Origin of the sequence: Paracoccus sp. S3-43 (genome assembly GCF_029027965.1) — a bacterium.
Taxonomy (GTDB): domain Bacteria; phylum Pseudomonadota; class Alphaproteobacteria; order Rhodobacterales; family Rhodobacteraceae; genus Paracoccus.
Window position 1 is genome coordinate 549,920 of record NZ_CP119082.1, and the last position, 16,692, is coordinate 566,611.

The 16,692-nt window shown below is 69.1% G+C and carries 19 protein-coding genes; 9 read left to right on the forward strand and 10 right to left on the reverse strand.

Features of this window, described 5'->3' with window-relative positions:
• Positions 1-84 precede the first annotated feature (84 nt).
• Entirely contained in the window at positions 85-693 is a 609-nt protein-coding gene (locus PXD02_RS02770) for an RBBP9/YdeN family alpha/beta hydrolase (protein WP_275105435.1), read from the forward strand.
• On the forward strand, positions 690-902 hold the full coding sequence (locus tag PXD02_RS02775) for a hypothetical protein (RefSeq protein ID WP_275105436.1): 213 nt from the start codon (positions 690-692) through the stop codon (positions 900-902). Before PXD02_RS02770 ends, PXD02_RS02775 begins: the two co-directional genes overlap by 4 nt.
• Positions 903-912: 10 nt before the next feature.
• On the opposite strand, the gene PXD02_RS02780 is transcribed toward PXD02_RS02775, so the two are convergent.
• Positions 913-1,506 (reverse strand): TetR/AcrR family transcriptional regulator, encoded by a 594-nt coding sequence (locus PXD02_RS02780; RefSeq protein ID WP_275105437.1) that lies wholly within the window; start codon positions 1,504-1,506, stop codon positions 913-915.
• Positions 1,507-1,610: 104 nt separating this feature from the next.
• On the opposite strand from PXD02_RS02780, the gene PXD02_RS02785 reads away from it, so the two are divergent.
• From PXD02_RS02785 to PXD02_RS02795, 3 genes are read left to right on the forward strand one after another with little or no spacing between them, the layout of a single operon-like run.
• Entirely contained in the window at positions 1,611-2,810 is a 1,200-nt protein-coding gene (locus PXD02_RS02785) for an efflux RND transporter periplasmic adaptor subunit (protein ID WP_275105438.1), read from the forward strand.
• 3 nt (positions 2,811-2,813) lie between these two features.
• The gene (locus PXD02_RS02790; protein WP_275105439.1) at positions 2,814-5,924 is read left to right on the forward strand and encodes an efflux RND transporter permease subunit; all 3,111 of its coding nucleotides are present in this window, start codon (positions 2,814-2,816) and stop codon (positions 5,922-5,924) included.
• A complete protein-coding gene (locus PXD02_RS02795) occupies positions 5,921-6,073 on the forward strand; it encodes a hypothetical protein (protein WP_275105440.1) in 153 nt (50 codons plus the stop codon). The genes PXD02_RS02790 and PXD02_RS02795 overlap by 4 nt, the downstream gene beginning before the upstream one ends.
• Before the next feature lie 82 nt (positions 6,074-6,155).
• Here the strand turns inward: PXD02_RS02795 and PXD02_RS02800 are convergent, their stop codons facing one another.
• Positions 6,156-6,845, reverse strand: coding sequence for a fumarylacetoacetate hydrolase family protein (locus PXD02_RS02800; protein ID WP_275105441.1), 690 nt, complete (start codon positions 6,843-6,845; stop codon positions 6,156-6,158).
• 184 nt (positions 6,846-7,029) lie between these two features.
• On the opposite strand from PXD02_RS02800, the gene hmuQ reads away from it, so the two are divergent.
• The gene (hmuQ, locus tag PXD02_RS02805; RefSeq protein WP_275105442.1) at positions 7,030-7,350 is read left to right on the forward strand and encodes a heme-degrading protein HmuQ; all 321 of its coding nucleotides are present in this window, start codon (positions 7,030-7,032) and stop codon (positions 7,348-7,350) included.
• Between the two features lie 41 nt (positions 7,351-7,391).
• The gene (locus tag PXD02_RS02810; RefSeq protein ID WP_275105443.1) at positions 7,392-8,999 is read left to right on the forward strand and encodes an acyl-CoA synthetase; all 1,608 of its coding nucleotides are present in this window, start codon (positions 7,392-7,394) and stop codon (positions 8,997-8,999) included.
• On the opposite strand, the gene PXD02_RS02815 is transcribed toward PXD02_RS02810, so the two are convergent.
• The 5 genes from PXD02_RS02815 to PXD02_RS02835 form a co-directional block, all read right to left on the reverse strand.
• The gene (locus PXD02_RS02815) at positions 8,975-9,421 is read right to left on the reverse strand and encodes a DUF1284 domain-containing protein (protein WP_275105444.1); all 447 of its coding nucleotides are present in this window, start codon (positions 9,419-9,421) and stop codon (positions 8,975-8,977) included. The two genes, PXD02_RS02810 and PXD02_RS02815, sit on opposite strands and share 25 nt — an antisense overlap.
• Entirely contained in the window at positions 9,418-9,981 is a 564-nt protein-coding gene (locus PXD02_RS02820; protein ID WP_275105445.1) for a biotin transporter BioY, read from the reverse strand. The genes PXD02_RS02815 and PXD02_RS02820 overlap by 4 nt, the downstream gene beginning before the upstream one ends.
• A 74-nt stretch (positions 9,982-10,055) precedes the next feature.
• On the reverse strand, positions 10,056-10,697 hold the full coding sequence (locus PXD02_RS02825; RefSeq protein WP_275105447.1) for a GntR family transcriptional regulator: 642 nt from the start codon (positions 10,695-10,697) through the stop codon (positions 10,056-10,058).
• Between the two features lie 39 nt (positions 10,698-10,736).
• The gene (locus PXD02_RS02830) at positions 10,737-11,294 is read right to left on the reverse strand and encodes a DUF924 family protein (RefSeq protein WP_275105448.1); all 558 of its coding nucleotides are present in this window, start codon (positions 11,292-11,294) and stop codon (positions 10,737-10,739) included.
• A 1-nt stretch (position 11,295) separates the two neighbouring features.
• Complete coding sequence (locus PXD02_RS02835; RefSeq protein ID WP_275105449.1) at positions 11,296-12,237, reverse strand: pirin family protein; 942 nt, start codon at positions 12,235-12,237, stop codon at positions 11,296-11,298.
• 162 nt (positions 12,238-12,399) lie between these two features.
• On the opposite strand from PXD02_RS02835, the gene PXD02_RS02840 reads away from it, so the two are divergent.
• Entirely contained in the window at positions 12,400-13,923 is a 1,524-nt protein-coding gene (locus PXD02_RS02840; protein ID WP_275105450.1) for a VOC family protein, read from the forward strand.
• A complete protein-coding gene (locus tag PXD02_RS02845) occupies positions 13,916-14,242 on the forward strand; it encodes a GNAT family N-acetyltransferase (protein WP_275105451.1) in 327 nt (108 codons plus the stop codon). The genes PXD02_RS02840 and PXD02_RS02845 overlap by 8 nt, the downstream gene beginning before the upstream one ends.
• A gap of 28 nt (positions 14,243-14,270) precedes the next feature.
• Here the strand turns inward: PXD02_RS02845 and PXD02_RS02850 are convergent, their stop codons facing one another.
• Genes PXD02_RS02850 through PXD02_RS02860 form a run of 3 tightly spaced genes read right to left on the reverse strand, consistent with a single transcriptional unit; the run spans position 14,271 to position 16,578 of the window.
• The gene (locus tag PXD02_RS02850; RefSeq protein ID WP_275105452.1) at positions 14,271-15,029 is read right to left on the reverse strand and encodes a VOC family protein; all 759 of its coding nucleotides are present in this window, start codon (positions 15,027-15,029) and stop codon (positions 14,271-14,273) included.
• Positions 15,026-15,586, reverse strand: coding sequence for an NADPH-dependent FMN reductase (locus tag PXD02_RS02855; RefSeq protein WP_275105453.1), 561 nt, complete (start codon positions 15,584-15,586; stop codon positions 15,026-15,028). The genes PXD02_RS02850 and PXD02_RS02855 overlap by 4 nt, the downstream gene beginning before the upstream one ends.
• Before the next feature lie 50 nt (positions 15,587-15,636).
• Positions 15,637-16,578, reverse strand: coding sequence for a ring-cleaving dioxygenase (locus PXD02_RS02860; protein WP_275105454.1), 942 nt, complete (start codon positions 16,576-16,578; stop codon positions 15,637-15,639).
• Between the last annotated feature and the right edge of the window lie 114 nt (positions 16,579-16,692).

Sequence of the window (16,692 nt, forward strand, 5' to 3'; positions counted from 1 at the left end):
CCGTTCTCTTTGGGCCGGGATCTTTGGGAACAAAATCACGACCAGGATTGTAGTCTTATCGGGACGGATGAAAGGAAGCGCACCATGTCCAAGACTCTGATCGTTCCCGGTCTTGACGGATCGCCCGCGCCGCATTGGCAGGACTGGTGGGCGCGCACCGATCCGAACGCGATGATCGTCGATCTGCCCGACCCTCGCCGCCCCGTGCGCGAGGCGTGGGAGGCGACGCTGGCCGAAATGGTCCTGCGCCATCCGGGCAGCATCCTGGTCGGCCATTCGCTGGGATCGGTGCTGATCGCGCAGATGCTGGACCGCTGGGCGGGGCTGCGGGTGCGCGGCGCCGTCCTGGTGGCCCCCGCCGATCCGCTGGCGGGGTTCGAGGATTGCAAGCGCATCCGCCGCTTCGGGCCGCTGCCGGAACGGGCGCTGGACGTGCCTGCGGTCGTGGTGGCCAGCCGCAACGATCCCTGGATGTCCTTCGGCCGCTGTCAGGATCTGGCCGACGACCTGGGGGCGGATCTGATCGACTTGGGCCATGCGGGGCATATCAACGTCGCCTCGGGTTTTGGGCCGTGGCCAGGGGGCAAGGTGATCCGCGACGGGCTGCTGGACCGGACCGCCCGGCCGTCGATGCTGCGCAGGTTGCTGAGCCAGGCAACGGCCCCGCGCCGGGTGCCGGTGGCAGGTGCATGATGCCCGCCCGCAGCTTTGACCGCCGCGCGGAACCCTGCCCGATCATCGACTTCGGGGTGCCCTTCATGTTCGAGATCCAGACCGAGCTGCACCTGCGCCGCCTCGACCAGGACGCCCCGGCCGCCGATCACGGCCGGATCGGGGCCGCGGCATTGCTGGTCTTGGCCAGCCTGTCCGGCCTGACGGTGCTGGCGGCGGCGCTGGGCTAAGCGCCGGGCGTCAGGCCTGCGCCAGGAAACCGCGCAAGACCTGCAACTTGGCGGCGGCGGTGTCGACGATGCTGTCCCCCGACATGCCGTCGTCATTGGCCCAGATGCGGAACGTGTCGGCCAGGGCGTGGGAAATCGCCTCGGCCAGCAGTTCGGCGTCGGGACGGGCATCCTCGCCCAGGCGCATGACGGCCAGATCGGCGATCTGGTCGCGCAGGCGTTTCAGCGATCCGTAGAAGATCGGCAGCAGATCGGGCGAACGGTCCAGCAGCCGCTCAATCAGGCGCGAGGTGGCGCGGTCAAGGTCGCTGTTCGACAGCAGCTGCCGCAGCGCCTGCAACAGATCCGCCAGCAGCGGTCCCGACGAGTCGCGGAACCGGGCCACGGTATCGTCGTCGAAACTGGGCGCCGTGCCGATGATCGCGGCATCCTTGTTCAGGTAATAGTTGAAGAACGTGCGCTGGCTGATCCCCGCCTCGGCCGCGATCGCCTCGGTCGTCACGCTGTCATGGCCGTGGCGCAGCGCCAGAGTCAGCGCCGCGCGCTGGATCTCGCGCGAGGTCTGCAACCGCCTTCGATCACGAAGCGATGATTTCACGGCCATGGCGCATTTCCCCCGGATATTCATATCAGGCAAACATTGCACACTGTGCATTGATGTGCAACAAGGCGGCAAAGCCCCTCCGCCTGTCCGAAGGACCGATTCCGATGCCCCTTTTCCGCCTGCTGGCCTGTGTGGTCCTGATCGCCGTCTGGTTTTCGTCCCTGCCGGCCCTTGCCCAACAGGACGACATGCCGCCGCCCGCGGTCGGCGTGGTGACGGTGCAGCCTCAGCGGGTGCCGCGCATCGTGACGCTGCCGGGCCGCGCCGTGGCCCAGTCCGAGGCCGCGATCCGTCCGCGCGTGGGCGGGCTGGTGACGGAAATCCTGTATGAGCCGGGGACCGCCCTGGAACGGGGCGCGCCGATGTTCCAGATCGACCCGGCGACCTATCGGGCCAACCTGTCCAGCGCCGAGGCGCAGGTCAGTTCCGCCCGCGCAGCACTGACCCAGGCGGAAACCTCGTTCGGGCGGACCGAACGGCTGCTGGGATCGGGCACCACCCAGGCGCAGGTCGACGCATCGCGCGCCACGCTGGAACAGGCCCAGGCCGCGCTGCAATCGGCCGAGGCCGCGCTGACCCTTGCGCAGGCGGAACTGGACTGGACCACCGTCACCAGCCCGATCGACGGCGTGGCCAGCGTCGCGGCGGTCTCGGTCGGCGATCTGGTCACGGCGGGGCAGGCCGATGCGCTGGCCACCGTCACCAGCCTGGATCCGATCGACGTGGACATGTACGAACCCTCGGCCCGGCTGCTGTCGCTGCGCGAGGATATCAGCGCGGGCCGGCTGCGGCTGAACGAAACGCTGCAAGCGACGCTGACGCTGGAAACCGGCGAGACCTATGAGGCCACGGGCAGGCTGGTCGCGCCGGGGGTCACCGTCTCGACCTCGACCGGGGCGGTGGATACGCGGTTCCGCTTCGACAACCCGCGCCGCCTGATCCTGCCCGGCATGTTCCTGCGCGGCCAGATCGAGATGGGCACGACCGAGGCCTTCCTGGTCACGCAGAACGCCGCGACCCGCGACAAGACGGGGCGACTGACGGCCTGGGTGATCCGCGACGGCAGGGCCGCAGAGGTGAACCTGACCGACGACGGCAGCTATCGGAACCACTGGATCGTGACGGACGGGCTGGAACCCGGCGACCTGCTGGCGGTCGACAACCTGGCCGCGCTGACCGAAGGCGCGACGGTCACGACCGTGCCCGTCACGCTGGACGACAACGGCGTGGTCCGCGAAGCGGCGCCCGCCGCCGCCCCCGATGCCGCCGCCGACGCCCAACCCGCCCCGGCCGCGGCAGAGTAACCCATGGCACGCTTTTTCATCCATCGCCCCGTCTTCGCCTGGGTTCTGGCCTTCGTGACCATGCTGGTCGGCGCCCTTGGTCTGCAAACCCTTGCGATCGAGCAATATCCCCAGATCGCCCCCACCACCGTCCGCATCAGCGCCACCTATACCGGCGCATCGGCCGAGATCGTCGAGAATTCCGTCACCACCGTGATCGAGGACGGCATGACCGGGATCGACGGGCTGATCTACATGACCTCGAATTCGACGCCGGGATCGGCATCCGTGTCGCTGACCTTCGACGATACGGTCGATGCCGACATCGCGCAGGTCCAGGTCCAGAACAAGCTGCAACTGGTGACCAGCCAGCTGCCCGACATCGTGCAGCAGCGGGGGGTGAACGTGTCGCGCTCCACCTCGTCGATCCTGCTGGTGGGGGCGCTGACCAGCACGGACGGCAGCTTTTCGTCGGTGGAACTGGGCGATCTGGTGGCGCAGATGATCGAGGATCCGGTCAAGCGGACCCCCGGAGTCGGGTCCATCAACACCTTCGGGTCGGGCTATGCGATGCGCATCTGGCTGGATCCGATGAAGATGGCGCAATACCAGGTCACGCCCGCCGACGTGACCGCCGCCGTATCCGAACAGAACACCAACGTCACCGTGGGTGAACTGGGCGCCGAGCCGTCGGCGGAAGGCCAGCGGCTGACCATGACCCTGTCGGCGCAGTCGCAATTCAGCTCCGTGCCGGAATTCGAACGCATCCTGCTGCGCGTGGACCCGGACGGATCGACGGTCTTCCTAGGCGACGTGGCCCGGATCGAGATCGGCCAGGAATCCTATGGCGGGGCTGCGCGCTATAACGGCAATCCGGCGGCGGGTTTCGGCGTCAACCTGGCGACGGGCGCCAATGCCGTGGACACCGCCCATGCCGTGCGCGCGGTGATCGACGGTATCGCGCCGTCGCTGCCCGCGGGCGTGCAGGTCGTCTATCCCTATGACACCGCGCCCTTCGTCGAAAAATCCATCCACCAAGTCTACAAGACCCTGGCCGAGGCCGTGGTGCTGGTCTTTCTGGTGATCCTGGCCTTCCTGCAAAGCTGGCGCGCCACGATCATCCCGGTGATCGCCATCCCGGTGGTGCTGCTGGGCACCTTCGGGGTGCTGGCGGCGGCGGGCTTTTCCATCAACACGCTGACCATGTTCGCGCTGGTGCTGGCCATCGGCCTGCTGGTCGATGACGCCATCGTCGTCGTCGAAAACGTCGAGCGGGTGATGGAGGAAGAGGGTCTCGGCCCCGTCGAGGCCACCCAGAAAAGCATGGAGGAGATCACCTCGGCCCTGGTCGGCATCGTCATGGTGCTGTCGGCGGTGTTTCTGCCGATGGCCTTCATGTCGGGCGCGACCGGGGTGATCTATCGCCAGTTTTCCTTGACGATCATCACCGCCATGGTGCTGTCGCTGGGCGTCGCGGTGATCCTGACGCCCGCCATGTGCGCCAGCCTGCTGAAGCCGCGCGGGCATGGCGACGGCATCGCGCCCGCCCGCTGGTTCAACCGCAACCTGGACCGCGCGACGAACGGCTATGGCCATGCCGTGGCCCGGCTGGTGCGCCGTCCGTTCAGGATGCTGGTGGTGCTGGCCGCCATCGGCTTTGGCGCGCTTGCCCTGTATGAACGCCTGCCCGGCTCCTTCCTGCCGGACGAGGATCAGGGCGTGATGATGGTGATGATCGAGACGCCCGACGGATCGACCACCGCGCAGACCCTGGCCCTGGTCGAGAGGGTCGAGGACTATCTGCGCGTCCAGGAAGCCGACACGGTGGAATCCACCTTCTCGGTCCTGGGCTTCAGCTTCGGCGGCGCGGGCCAGAACAACGCCATGCTGTTTGCCAAGCTGCGCGAATACGAGGATCGCCCCGACCTTGACGTGGCCTCGCTGGTGACGCGGGCCAACGGCTATTTCTTCATGAACAACCGCGCGGGGCAGGCCTATTTCCTGCAACCGCCGGCGATTCCCGGCATGGGCGCGTCCTCGGGCTTTTCGATGTATCTGGTCGACCAGTCGGGGCGCGGGCAAGAGGCGCTGACGGCGGCCGCCGACCAGCTGGTCGCCACGGCCCAGACCGATGGCCGCGTCACCAACCTGCGCGGCAACGAGGCGCCGTTCCAGACCTCGCTGCGGCTGGACATCGACCAGCAGAAGGCCGCCGCCTTCGGATTGTCGATCTCCGAGGTGAACGCGATGCTGTCGATCATCTTCTCGGGCCGGGACGTGAACGATTTCGCGCTTGGCGCCGAACTGCGCCCGGTGATCGTTCAGGGCGAGGCCTATGCCCGATCCCAGCCGGAAGACATCGACCGCTGGTTCGCCCGCAATTCCGACGGCGACATGGTGAATTTCGGCGCCTTCACCACCCGCGTCTGGGACCAGGAGCCGCAGGCCCTGGCCCGCTATGGCGGCACCCGCGCGCTGGAACTGTCGGGGGCTGCGGCGCAGGGCCTGTCCTCTGGCGCGGCGATGGATGCGATGGAGGAGATGGTGGCCGACATGCCCGGCGGCTATGGCGCCGCCTGGACGGGCCTGTCCTATCAGGAACGGCTGTCGGGCAACCAGGCGCCCCTGCTGTTCGCGCTTTCGGGGCTGGTGGTGTTCCTGGCGCTGGCCGCGCTCTATGAAAGCTGGACGGTGCCGCTGGCGGTGATGCTGACCGTGCCGGTGGGCATCCTGGGCGCGCTGGCCGCGGCGCTGTTCTTCGACCAGACCAACGATGTCTACTTCAAGGTCGGGCTGCTGACGACCATCGGCCTTGCCGCGCGGAACGCCATCCTCATCGTGGAATTCGCGCAATCGCTGGTGGCCCAGGGGCGTCCGCTGCTGGAGGCCGCCATCGAGGCGTCGAAGATGCGCCTGCGCCCGATCCTGATGACCACCTTCGCCTTCATGCTGGGGGTGCTGCCGCTGGCCATCGCCTCGGGCGCGGGGGCGGGGGCGCAGAACTCGATCGGGATCGGGGTTCTGGGCGGCATGGCGTCCTCGGCCGTGATCGGGATCTTCCTGGTGCCGGTCTTCTATGTGGCCGTGCTGAAGGCGGTCGAGCTTCTCGGAAGAAGAAAGGGACGACCCGCATGACGAGGGGAATGCGCCGCCGCGCGCCGCTGGGATCGGATCTGGCGCCTGGCGCGGCGATCCCCGCCCCCGGCGGCCTCTGGTCGGGATGTAGCGACGCCAGCCTGAACCGGCTGATCGGGCAGGGGCCGGGCCAGACCGCGCAGTTCTGACGGCGCCGGCCCGCCCGGCAGCCTGGTGGGGTGGGGGTTTTACCCCATCAGGGACGGTTCAGCCAAAGACTGCTGAATCGCCCTAAACGATCCGCGTGACCAGCGGCGTCAGCCCCTCGATCTCGACCGTCACCACCTGGCCGCGCGTGACCGCGCCCACCCCCGAGGGCGTGCCGGTGAAGATCAGATCCCCCGCCGCCAGCCGCACCGATTGCGACAGATGCGCGATCACGTCGGCCACCGGCCAGATCATCTGCGACAGGTCGCCGTCCTGCCGCAGGTCGCCATCGACCGTCAGCGCAATGCGGCCCCGATCCAGCGGGCCGGTCTGCGCCGCCGGATGCAGCGGCCCGCAGGCCGCCGACAGATCGAAGCCCTTGGCCAGATCCCAGGGCCGCCCGGCCTTCTTCGCCGCCGCCTGGAGATCGCGCCGGGTGAAGTCGTTGCCCGCCGCATAACCCCAGATCAGCCCCCGCGCATCGCCGGGCGCGATGCCGGTGCCGCCGCCGGCCAGGGCGACGACCAGTTCCGCCTCGAAATGCAGGTCGCCGGTCTGCGGCGGATAGGGCAGATCGCCGCCATCGGTCAGCAGCGCATCGGCGGGCTTTCCGAAGAAGAACGGCGGCTCTCGGTCCGGGTCGTGACCCATTTCCCGCGCGTGGTCGGCATAGTTGCGGCCGACGCAGAAAATCCGCCGCACCGGAAAGCGGCGGCTGTCGCCCGACACGGGCAGGGACGGGATGGCGGCGGGCGGGATGACGAAATCGGGCATGGGCCGGGCCTTTGCTGGTTCGCGGCGGACTGTCCCGCGCCCGCCGCGCCCCGTCAAGGCCGGGACGGATCGCCGCATCGCATCGCCCTCTTTACAACCGCGTGACAGCGGGCGGACAAGGGCCTATCCAGGGGCACCGAAGCCTGCGGGATCGCCAGCCGGAACCCTTTGGAAAGGACGAACGATGTTCATCGCCATGAACCGCTTTACCGTGCCGGTCGAGAATGCCGAGGCGTTCGAGGCCCTGTGGCTGTCGCGCGACAGCAAGCTGAACGAGCTTCCCGGCTTCGTCGAATTCCACATGCTGAAAGGCCCCGAGGAAGACGGGCGGCGCCTTTATGCCTCGCACACCGTGTGGGAAAGCGAGGAACATTTCCGGGGCTGGACCCGCAGCCAGCAGTTCCGCGACGCCCATGCCCGCGCGGGCGACACGAAGAAACTGCACGAAGGCGCGCCCCGGTTCGAAGGCTTCACCGCCATCCAGGCCATCGGCCGCGCCGGATAGATAGGATCGAAAAGGAGAGGGGGACATGACCAAGACCATCTATGACCGGGGGGCTGGATGCCTGCGCGGCCAATTTCGCGCAGCTGACGCCGCTGGATTTCCTGGCGCGTACCGCCGCGATCCATCCCGACCGGCTGGCCCTGGTCCATGGCCCGATCCGGCGGACCTGGGCGCAGGTCCGTGACCGGGCCGCCCGCCTGGCAAGCGCCCTGGCCGAGCGCGGCATCGGGCGCGGCGACACTGTCGCGGTGATCGCCCCCAACATCCCCGAACTCTACGAGGCGCATTTCGGCGTGCCGATGCTGGGCGCGGTGCTGAACGCCATCAACACCCGCCTGGACGCCGAGGCCGTCCGCTTCATCCTGCAACATGGAGAGGCCAAGGCCCTGCTGGTGGACAGCGAATTCGCCCCCCTCGCGGCCGAGGCGCTGCAAGGCTGCGACATCGGGCTGGTGGTGGATATCCTGGATCCGACGATCGCGCATGGCGATCCCGTGGGCAGCCTTGATTACGAGGCGCTGCTGGCCCAGGGCGATCCCGCCTATGACTGGCAGCCGCCCGCCGACGAATGGGACGCCATCGCGCTGAACTATACGTCAGGCACCACCGGCAATCCCAAGGGCGTCGTCTATCACCACCGGGGCGCGGCGCTGAACGCGATCTCGCAGTTGCAGGACTGGGGGATGCCCGCGCATTCGGTCTATCTGTGGACGCTGCCGATGTTTCACTGCAACGGCTGGTGCTTCCCCTGGGCGATGGCCGCGAATGCCGGGGTGTCGGTCTGCCTGCGCGCGGTGCGGGCGGAACCGATCTTCGACCTGATCGCGGACGAGGGCGTCACGCATTTCTGCGGCGCGCCCATCGTGCTGAACATGCTGGCGCAGAACGCGCATCTGAAACGCTTCGACCATGCGGTCAAGGCGATGACCGCGGGTGCCTCGCCCCCCGCCGCCGTCATCCAGGCGATGGAGGACATGGGCGTCGAGGTCACGCATGTCTATGGCCTGACCGAAGTCTATGGCCCCTCGGTCGTCTGCGTCTGGAAGCCGGAATGGAACGGCCTGCCGCCGGATCGCCGCGCCCGGCTGAAGGCGCGCCAGGGCGTGCGCAACGCGGCCCTTGCCGGGCTGATGGTCGCCGATCCCGACACGCTGGTCCCGGTTCCCCATGACGGCGAGACGATCGGCGAGATCTTCATGCGCGGCAACAATGTCATGCGCGGATACCTCAAGAACCCCGAGGCCACGGCCCAGGCGTTCCGGGGCGGCTGGTTCGCGACCGGCGATCTGGGCGTTATGCACCCGGATGGCTATGTCGAGATCAAGGACCGCAGCAAGGACATCATCATCTCGGGCGGCGAGAACATCTCCTCGGTCGAGATCGAGGATGTGCTGTATCGCCACCCCGCCGTGAACGAGGCCGCCGTGGTCGCCCGGCCGGACGCGAAATGGGGCGAGACGCCCTGTGCCTTCGTCGATCTGCGGCCCGGCAAGCAGGCGTCCGAGGCCGACATCATCGCCTTCTGCCGCGACCACATGGCCCATTTCAAGGCGCCCAAGACGGTGTTGTTCGGGCCGCTGCCCAAGACCTCGACGGGCAAGATCCAGAAATTCGTGCTGCGCGATCAGGCCCGCAGCCTGTCGGGCTGAGGGGCGGGCAGCACTGTCGCGGCAAAGCCGTCCTTGGCGATGTCGCGGCACAGGCCCGCCCAGTCGCAGCCCGCGCAGGCGCTGCGGATGCGGCCCTGGGCAAAGGCGCGCCGCATCCGGTCAAGGGCGGCCGGGTCCAGCACCAGGCGCTGTCCGGGCGCGACCGGACGGCCCAGCAGGGCCGCCACGTCGCGCGCGGCCCGCGCGTCGCGCCGCGCCACGCTGTCGCCCCGGCAATGGCAGCCGGGGTCGTCCAGCATCGGCGCGCAGACATCGTCGGGACCGTCCACGACCGTCACCGCCTCGCCCGCCGCGATGCGGGCGGCGATGGCGGTGAACCCCGCGGTGAAGGCGGGGCTGTAGCCCTTGCCCGCCCAGGTCAGCAGGCACAGCAGGTGATGCGCGCGCAGGCGGATGGTCATGCGCGGCGCGGACGGCCCACCTGGCGCAGCGCCAGCGCGCCCACAGCGGATTTCAGCACCGCCCCCAGCAGGAAGGGCGTGACGCCATGGGTGATCGCCGCGTCCCAGCCGATGCCGCGCGCCAGCCAAGCCCCGCCCAGGGCCAGGCACAGCAGGTTCCCGGCCAGCATCGACAGGAAGGCCAGCCCGGCGCGGTTGCCGTTCCAGCCGCGTTCCGCCAGCCAGCCGATCAGCGCCGCCATGATCGGGAAGGCAGCCAGATAGCCACCGGTCGGCCCCGCGAAATGCGCCAGCCCCGCGGCGCCGCCCGCCAGAACCGGCAGGCCAGCAGCCGCCTGGCCCAGCCAGGCCAGCACGGTGATCGTGCCTAGCCGCCAGCCATACAGCGCGCCGACCATCGCCACGGCGAATGTCTGCATGGTGACCGGCACCGGTACCATCGGCACCTCGATCCGAGAGGAGACGGCCAGCAGCACGGTGCCCAAGGCGACGGCCAGCAGGCGGACGGGCAGGGACCGGGATTGCAGGTCCACGGGGCTGAAGGCGGAGGATGTGGTCATGGTTATCCCTCTTTCTGTATTATAGATAATTGTTGAGTCGTCGTGACCAGATACTCCATGAATTATCTATCAGATCAAGAGAAAGGATTCCCTTTACTTCCCGAACGCGGTCTCTGGCCGCTGAACTGGACATGCCGCGCCAGCACGGATGCCGCCCGGTCCACGTCGCCCGACCGCAGGGCGTGCAGGATGGCGCGGTGGTCGCGGTCGGTCGGCGCCTCCCATTCCGCGCGCCAGCCGGAAAACAGGAAGCGCGCGCTTGCGGTATGCAGGTCGGCGATGGATTTCAGCAGGCGCGGCATCCCGCAGGGATCCAGGATCAGCCGGTGGAACTGCCGGTTCGCCCGTTCCCAGGTTTCCACGTCGCCCGCATGATCGCCCGCCCGTGTGGCGTCCTCGGCCCGGTCCAGGAGGGCGCGGGTCAGGTGCGGCGCGGCGTGGCGCAGGGCCAGAACCTCAAGCGCGGCGCGCATCTCGGCCACTTCGCGCACCTCGGCCAGCGAAAAGCCCGCGACACGGAAGCCGCGCCGGGGCTCGCTGACGGCAAGGCCCCGGCTTTCCAGCTGCCGGAACGCCTCGCGCACCGGGACATGGCTGGCGCCGAATTCGGCGGCGACGTGATCCTGGCGCAAACGTTCGCCGGGGGCGATCCGGCCGGACACGATGCGGGCCGCCAGTTCGCGGCTGATGCGATGGGCAAGGGGTTCCTGGGTCATGGATTATAGATAATCCGGTCCAAGCCCGCCGTCCAGCCGTCAGAAGCCTTGATGGGTCTTCAGGAATTCATCCTCGTCCGGGGTGTTCGGGCGGTCCAGGGCGGCGTTGCGATGCGGGAAGCGGCCGAATTGCTGGATGATGTCGCGGTGCTGAACGGCATAATCCAGCCCGCCCGGATCGCCCAGGGCCTCGTACAGCTCGACCGACCGGGTCTGGTCCGGCAAATCCTCGCTGTGCATGAAGGGCAAATAGAAGAACTGCCGCCGCCTGGCGTCCACCTGCTGGTCGAAGCCCGCGTCGATGGCGGCGCGGGCATGTTCCAGGGCCAGGTCGTTCGATTCGAAGGCCCGGCCGTCGCCCCGGAAGATATTGCGGGGAAACTGGTCCAGCACGATCACCAGGGCCAGCGCGCCCTCGGGCGCGGCGGCCCAGTCGTCCAGTTCGCGCCGATGCGCGGCCTCGTAGGTGGCGGCGAAGCGGTCGCGGATGGCCGCGTCGACCTGATCGGATTTGGCGAACCAGTTCGGCTCCATCCGGTCCGAGAACCAGAAATCCAGCACGTCCTGGGCCGTGGCGGCGGCGGTCTTGATGGTCATGTCAGTTCCTTTCCGGCAGCGGAATATGTTCGGCCCGGTCGGTGGGCGGCAGGTCGAACAGACCCGCCCCCCAACGCTCGGCCCGCCATTGGCGTTTCGCCTCTTCGATGCGGTCGCGCGACGATGCCACGAAGTTCCACCAGATATGGCGCGGCCCGTTCAGCGTCGCCCCGCCCAGGGCCATCAGCCGCGCGCCCCGGTCGCCCGCCTGCACGGTGATCGCGTCGCCGGGGCGGAACACCATCATCCGCCCAGCCTCGAAATCCTGCCCGGCGATGCGGATGCTGCCCTGGGTGACATAGAGGCCGCGATCCTCGTGATCGCCGGGCAGCGGAAAGCGGGCGCGCGGATCCAGCGTCACGTCCAGATAGAAGGTGTCGGAATAGATCGTCGCGGGCGCCGTCTCGCCATAGGCCCGGCCCAGGATCAGCCGGGCGTCGATGCCCGCGTCGCGAATCACCGGCAGCGCGTCGCGGCCGTGATGTTCGAAGGCGGGGGCGATATCCTCGTGCGCCTCGGGCAGGGCGATCCAGGTCTGGATGCCGAACAGGCTGTGCGGCCCCTCGCGCCCGGCCTTTGACGTGCGTTCGGAATGGGTCACGCCCCGGCCCGCCACCATCCAGTTCAGCGCGCCCGGCGTGATGATCTGGTCGGACCCGATGCTGTCGCGGTGGTGGAAATCGCCGCGATACAGATAGGTGACGGTGCCCAGGCCGATATGGGGATGGGGGCGGATGTCGATGCCCTTGCCGGTCAGGAATTCGGCCGGGCCGGCCTGGTCGAAGAAGATGAACGGGCCGACCATCTGGCGTTTCGGCGCGGGCAGGGCGCGGCGGACCTCGAACCCGCCCAGGTCGCGGGCGCGGGGGATGATCAGCGTCTCGATGGCGTCCGCGCCGATCTCGTCGGGGCAGCCGGGGGTCAGGGCGGGGTTCCAGCTCATGTCGTTCCTCCTGTCGTCACAAGGATATGGTCGGTTGCCGCAAGGTGCCAAGCCCGCGCATGTTCGGCGGGACCGAACGCCGGTTTGGCGGGCAGGCCGGTGGCGCGGCCGCGCGCGGAACCGCATCTTGGCGCGATAGTTTTTCAAGCCGGGGGAAGGGCGATGACCAGCGGACTCCATCATGTGACGGCGATCACCCGCGACGTTCAGGCGAATGTCGATTTCTGGATGGGCTTTCTGGGCCTGTCTCTGGTCAAGCAGACGGCGGGGTTCGAGGATGCCGAGCAGCTGCACCTGTTCTATGGCGATCCCGCCGGGACGCCCGGCAGCCTGGTCAGCTTCCTGGTCTGGCAGGACGGCGCGCCGGGCCGCACCGGCCATGGCCGGGTGGCGGAAATCGCGCTGGCGATCCCGCGCGCCCGGATCGGCGACTGGCTGACCCGCGCCATGCAGCGCGGCCTGCGCATCGAAGGCCCGGTCCGCGAATTCGGCGAATCCGTGCTGCGGCTGAAGGATCCTGATGGCATCATCGTCAAGCTGGTGGGCCTGGAGCTGCCCGATACCGGCTGGCCCGCCGCCCCCGCCGCCCTGCGCGCCGTGACCCTGTGGTCCGAGGTTCCCGATCAGACCGCCGCCTTTCTGCGCCCCTTCGGCTATCGCGACGGCGGCGCCGACGGCGGGCTGCGGCGGCTGCTGTCGGACACCGACGCCATCGACATTCGCGACGCCTCGGGCTTCGTGCCGGGTATTCCGGGGACCGGGGTCGTCGACCATGTGGCGCTGCGGGTGCCCGATGCGGCGGCATTGCAGCGCCATCACGATGCCTTGAAGGCCCGCCACGCGGGCGATGTGACGGTTCACGACCGCACCTATTTCATGTCCCTATACGTCCGTGAACCGGGCGATACGCTGATCGAGCTTGCGACCGACGGGCCGGGCATGGCGGTGGACGAGGATGCGGATCGCCTGGGGCGGATCCTGATGATCCCGCCGCATCTTGCCGGGACCGAGGATTTGCCCCTGCGACTGCCTCAATTCGCCCGGCCGGGCGAGGAAAGGATAAGGATGAGAGAGCTTCCCTTCGTTCACCGGCTGCGCCAGCCCGACCAGCCCGACGGCTCGGTCATGGTGCTGCTGCACGGCACCGGCGGGAACGAGGCCGACCTGATGCCGCTGGCCCACCGGATCGCGCCGCACGCGACCCTGCTGGGCGTGCGCGGAAGATCGACCGAGGAGGGCGTGGCGCGATTCTTCCGCCGCACCTCGATGACCAGCTTCGACCAGGACGACATCCGCGCCGAGGCCGAAGCTTTCGCGGCCTTCTGGCAGGGCGCGGTGGCGGCCTATGACTTGGATCCGGCGCGGATCACGGTGATGGGATACAGCAACGGCGCGAATTTCGCGGCCGCCGTGATGGGCCTCTCTCCCGGCCTGATCCGCCGCGCGATCCTGATGCGGCCGATGGCGGTGCTGGAGGATCTGCCGCAGGCCGACCTGACCGGCCTGTCGGTGCTGACCCTGACCGGGGCGCGCGATCCCTATGGTCCGCACGCGCCGCGCCTGAACGACTGGCTGGCGGCGCGCGGCGCGACCTTGGACGCGCGGGTGGTCGCGGGCGGGCATGACCTGTCGCCCGACGACCTGGCAGAGGCCGCGGATTGGATGAAAGGACCGCAGGATGGCTGAGATCGCGATTTCCAGGGAAGACATCGACCCCCGCCACGGCCGCTATGTGGCGCGCGTGGCGGGCATCGGTGCCGAGGCCGAACTGACCTTCACCCGTCGCGGCCCGGACCGGATCAGCGCCGATCATACCGGCGCGCCCGAGGCCCTGCGCGGCACCGGCGCGGCGGGCGCCCTGGTGGATGCGATGGTCGCCGATGCCCGCAAGACGGGCTTTCGGATCGTTCCGCTGTGTTCTTATGTCGCGGCGCGCTATGCCCGGCACCCGGAATGGGCGGATGCCTTCGCGACGGCGCCGGGGGAACGGGCGGATCTGGGATAAGGAGCGTGCAGGCACGCCCCCTGCGGCGTCACAGGAAGCGGAACGGGGTTCCCCAAGGGTCGGCGATCGTCCTGCCCGCGCGGGCAGGATCGCGGATGGCGATCTCGGCAAGACCGGTCGTGCCGCGGTCGCGCGGACCCGCGCCCCGGCTGTTCCAGACGTTCCCGGCCAGGTGGTGGTGATAGCCGTTCCAGCCATACCAGGCCCCGCCCGGCCCGTCGAAGGTCCGCGTCAGCCCCAGATCGCCCGCGAAGAAATCCTCGGCCCGGTCCAGGTCGCCCACCTGCAAATGGACATGGCCGATGCGGCTGCCGTCGGGCGCGCCGGACCAGGGCCGGTCGGCCAGGGCCAGCAGGCCGTCCGGATCCAGCCGCAGCGTGACCATCCGGATCCGGTCGCCGTCGCGCTGCCATTCGGATGGCGGGCGGTCCCAATAGATCTCGATCCCGTTGCCTTCGGGGTCGTCCAGATAGATCGCCTCGCTGACGCCGTGGTCGCTGGCGCCGGTCAGGTGGAGGCGGGTTTCGGCGGCATGGCGCAGCCAGCGGGCCAGATCGGCGCGTTCCGGCAGCAGGAAGGCGGTGTGGAACAGCCCCGCCTGGCGCGGATCGCGGGTTCGGGCGGCGAGGTCGCCGCGCAGTTCCAGCAGTGTCCGCCCGCCCGCGCCCAGCCGCGCGGTTTCGCCGTCGCCGCCCAGCGGGTTCAGGCCCAGAGCGTCGCGATAGAACGCCGTCATGGCGGGCAGGTCGCGCACCGTCAGGGCGACGTGGTCGATGGCGGGGGTCATGAGGTTTCCTTTCCGGTGCGCAGGCTGGCCGCGAAGCCCGCGATGAAATCGGCCAGCAGCTGCCGGGTCTTGTCGTCGGTCAGGCTGCCGTCCGCGTCGAACAGCCCGCCCGCGCGCGACACCATCAGCCGCCCGTCCCACCAGGGCCGGGTCCGCAGGGTCCGCAGCACCGGCAGCCAGTGCGTCTGTGCCAGCGTCGTCCCGAACCCGCCGGGCGAGGCGCCGATGACCGCGACGGGCTTGTTCACGAACAGCGCCAGGCCGTCGCCGCGCGACATCCAGTCGATGACGTTCTTGAAGACGCCGGGGATGCCGTTGTTGTATTCCGGCGTCACCAGCAGCAGCCCATCGGCCTGGGCAAGCTGATCGTTCAGCGCCGCGACGGCGGGGGGCGTGCCGTCCGCAGCCTCAAGATCGCCGTTATACAGCGGCACTTGGGAAATGTCGCCGATGCGGATGGTGACGCCTTCGGGCGCCCCGTCGCGCGCGGCCCGCAGCAGCCCGCTGTTGAACGAGGCGCGGCGCAGGCTGCCCGACAGGCCGAGGATGGTGGTCATGATGGGATCTCCTGTGACGATGCCGGGGCAGGGTGCCCCCGGCGCCGGGGTCAGTCCAGCGGTTTCAGCCCGGCCTCGATGGCGGCGCGGCGGCCCTCCAGGAAGGGGGGCAGCGACAGGCCCTGGCCCATCGTCTCGCGCGGTTCGTCCACGTCGAAGCCGGGACCGTCGGTCGCCAGTTCGAACAGGTTGCCGCCCGGTTCGCGGAAATAGAGCGAGCGGAAGTAATACCGTTCGACCTCGCCCGAATTGGCGATCCGCAATCCGCGCAGGCGGGCGGTCCATTCGGTCAGGGCCGTGGGGTCGGGCACGCGGAAGGCGACGTGATGGACGCCGCCCGCGCCCTGCCGGGCCACGGGCAGGCCGGGCTGGACCGCGACATGCAGTTCCGCCGCCGCCCCGCCGTCGCCCATCTGGAAGACATGGATCTGGCCTTCGCCGTCCGGGCTGGGATAGTCGCGGACCTTCCGCATGTTCATCGCCTGGGTCAGCACGGCCTCGGTCGGAGCCAGGTCGGGGACCGAGATGGTGACCGGCCCCAGGCCCCGGATCTGGTGTTCTGCCGGAACCGGGCTTCGGTCCCAGGGCTGGCCCGCCGGATCGGGGGCGGCGACCAGGCGCAGGCGCTGGCCTTCGGGATCCTCGACATCCAAGCTGGCGCGGCCGTCCAGCGCGGCCACCCTGCCGGTCGACACGCCCAGGTCGGCCAGGCGCGCGGCCCAGAACTCCAGGCTGGCTTCCGCCACCCGCAGCCCGGTGCGGCTGATCGAATGGGTGCCGCGCCGTTCGCGGGCGGCGGGCCAGTCGAAGAAGGTGATGTCGGTGCCGGGCGTGCCCGCGCCATCCGCGAAGAACAGGTGATAGGCCGAGGTGTCGTCCTGGTTCACGGTCTTCTTCACCCGGCGCAGGCCCAGCGTTTCGGTATAGAAGCGGTTGTTGCCGGGCGCGTCGGCGGTGATGGCGGTCAGGTGATGGATGCCGGTCAGTTGCATGATGCGGTTCCTTGTCCTTGGTCGACGCCAATATGGCGCGGCGGTCCCGTTCGGAACAGCCGCCCCCTGCGCAAAGCGGCGTTCGCTTCTTGCGAACGGGCGGGCGGCGGTTAT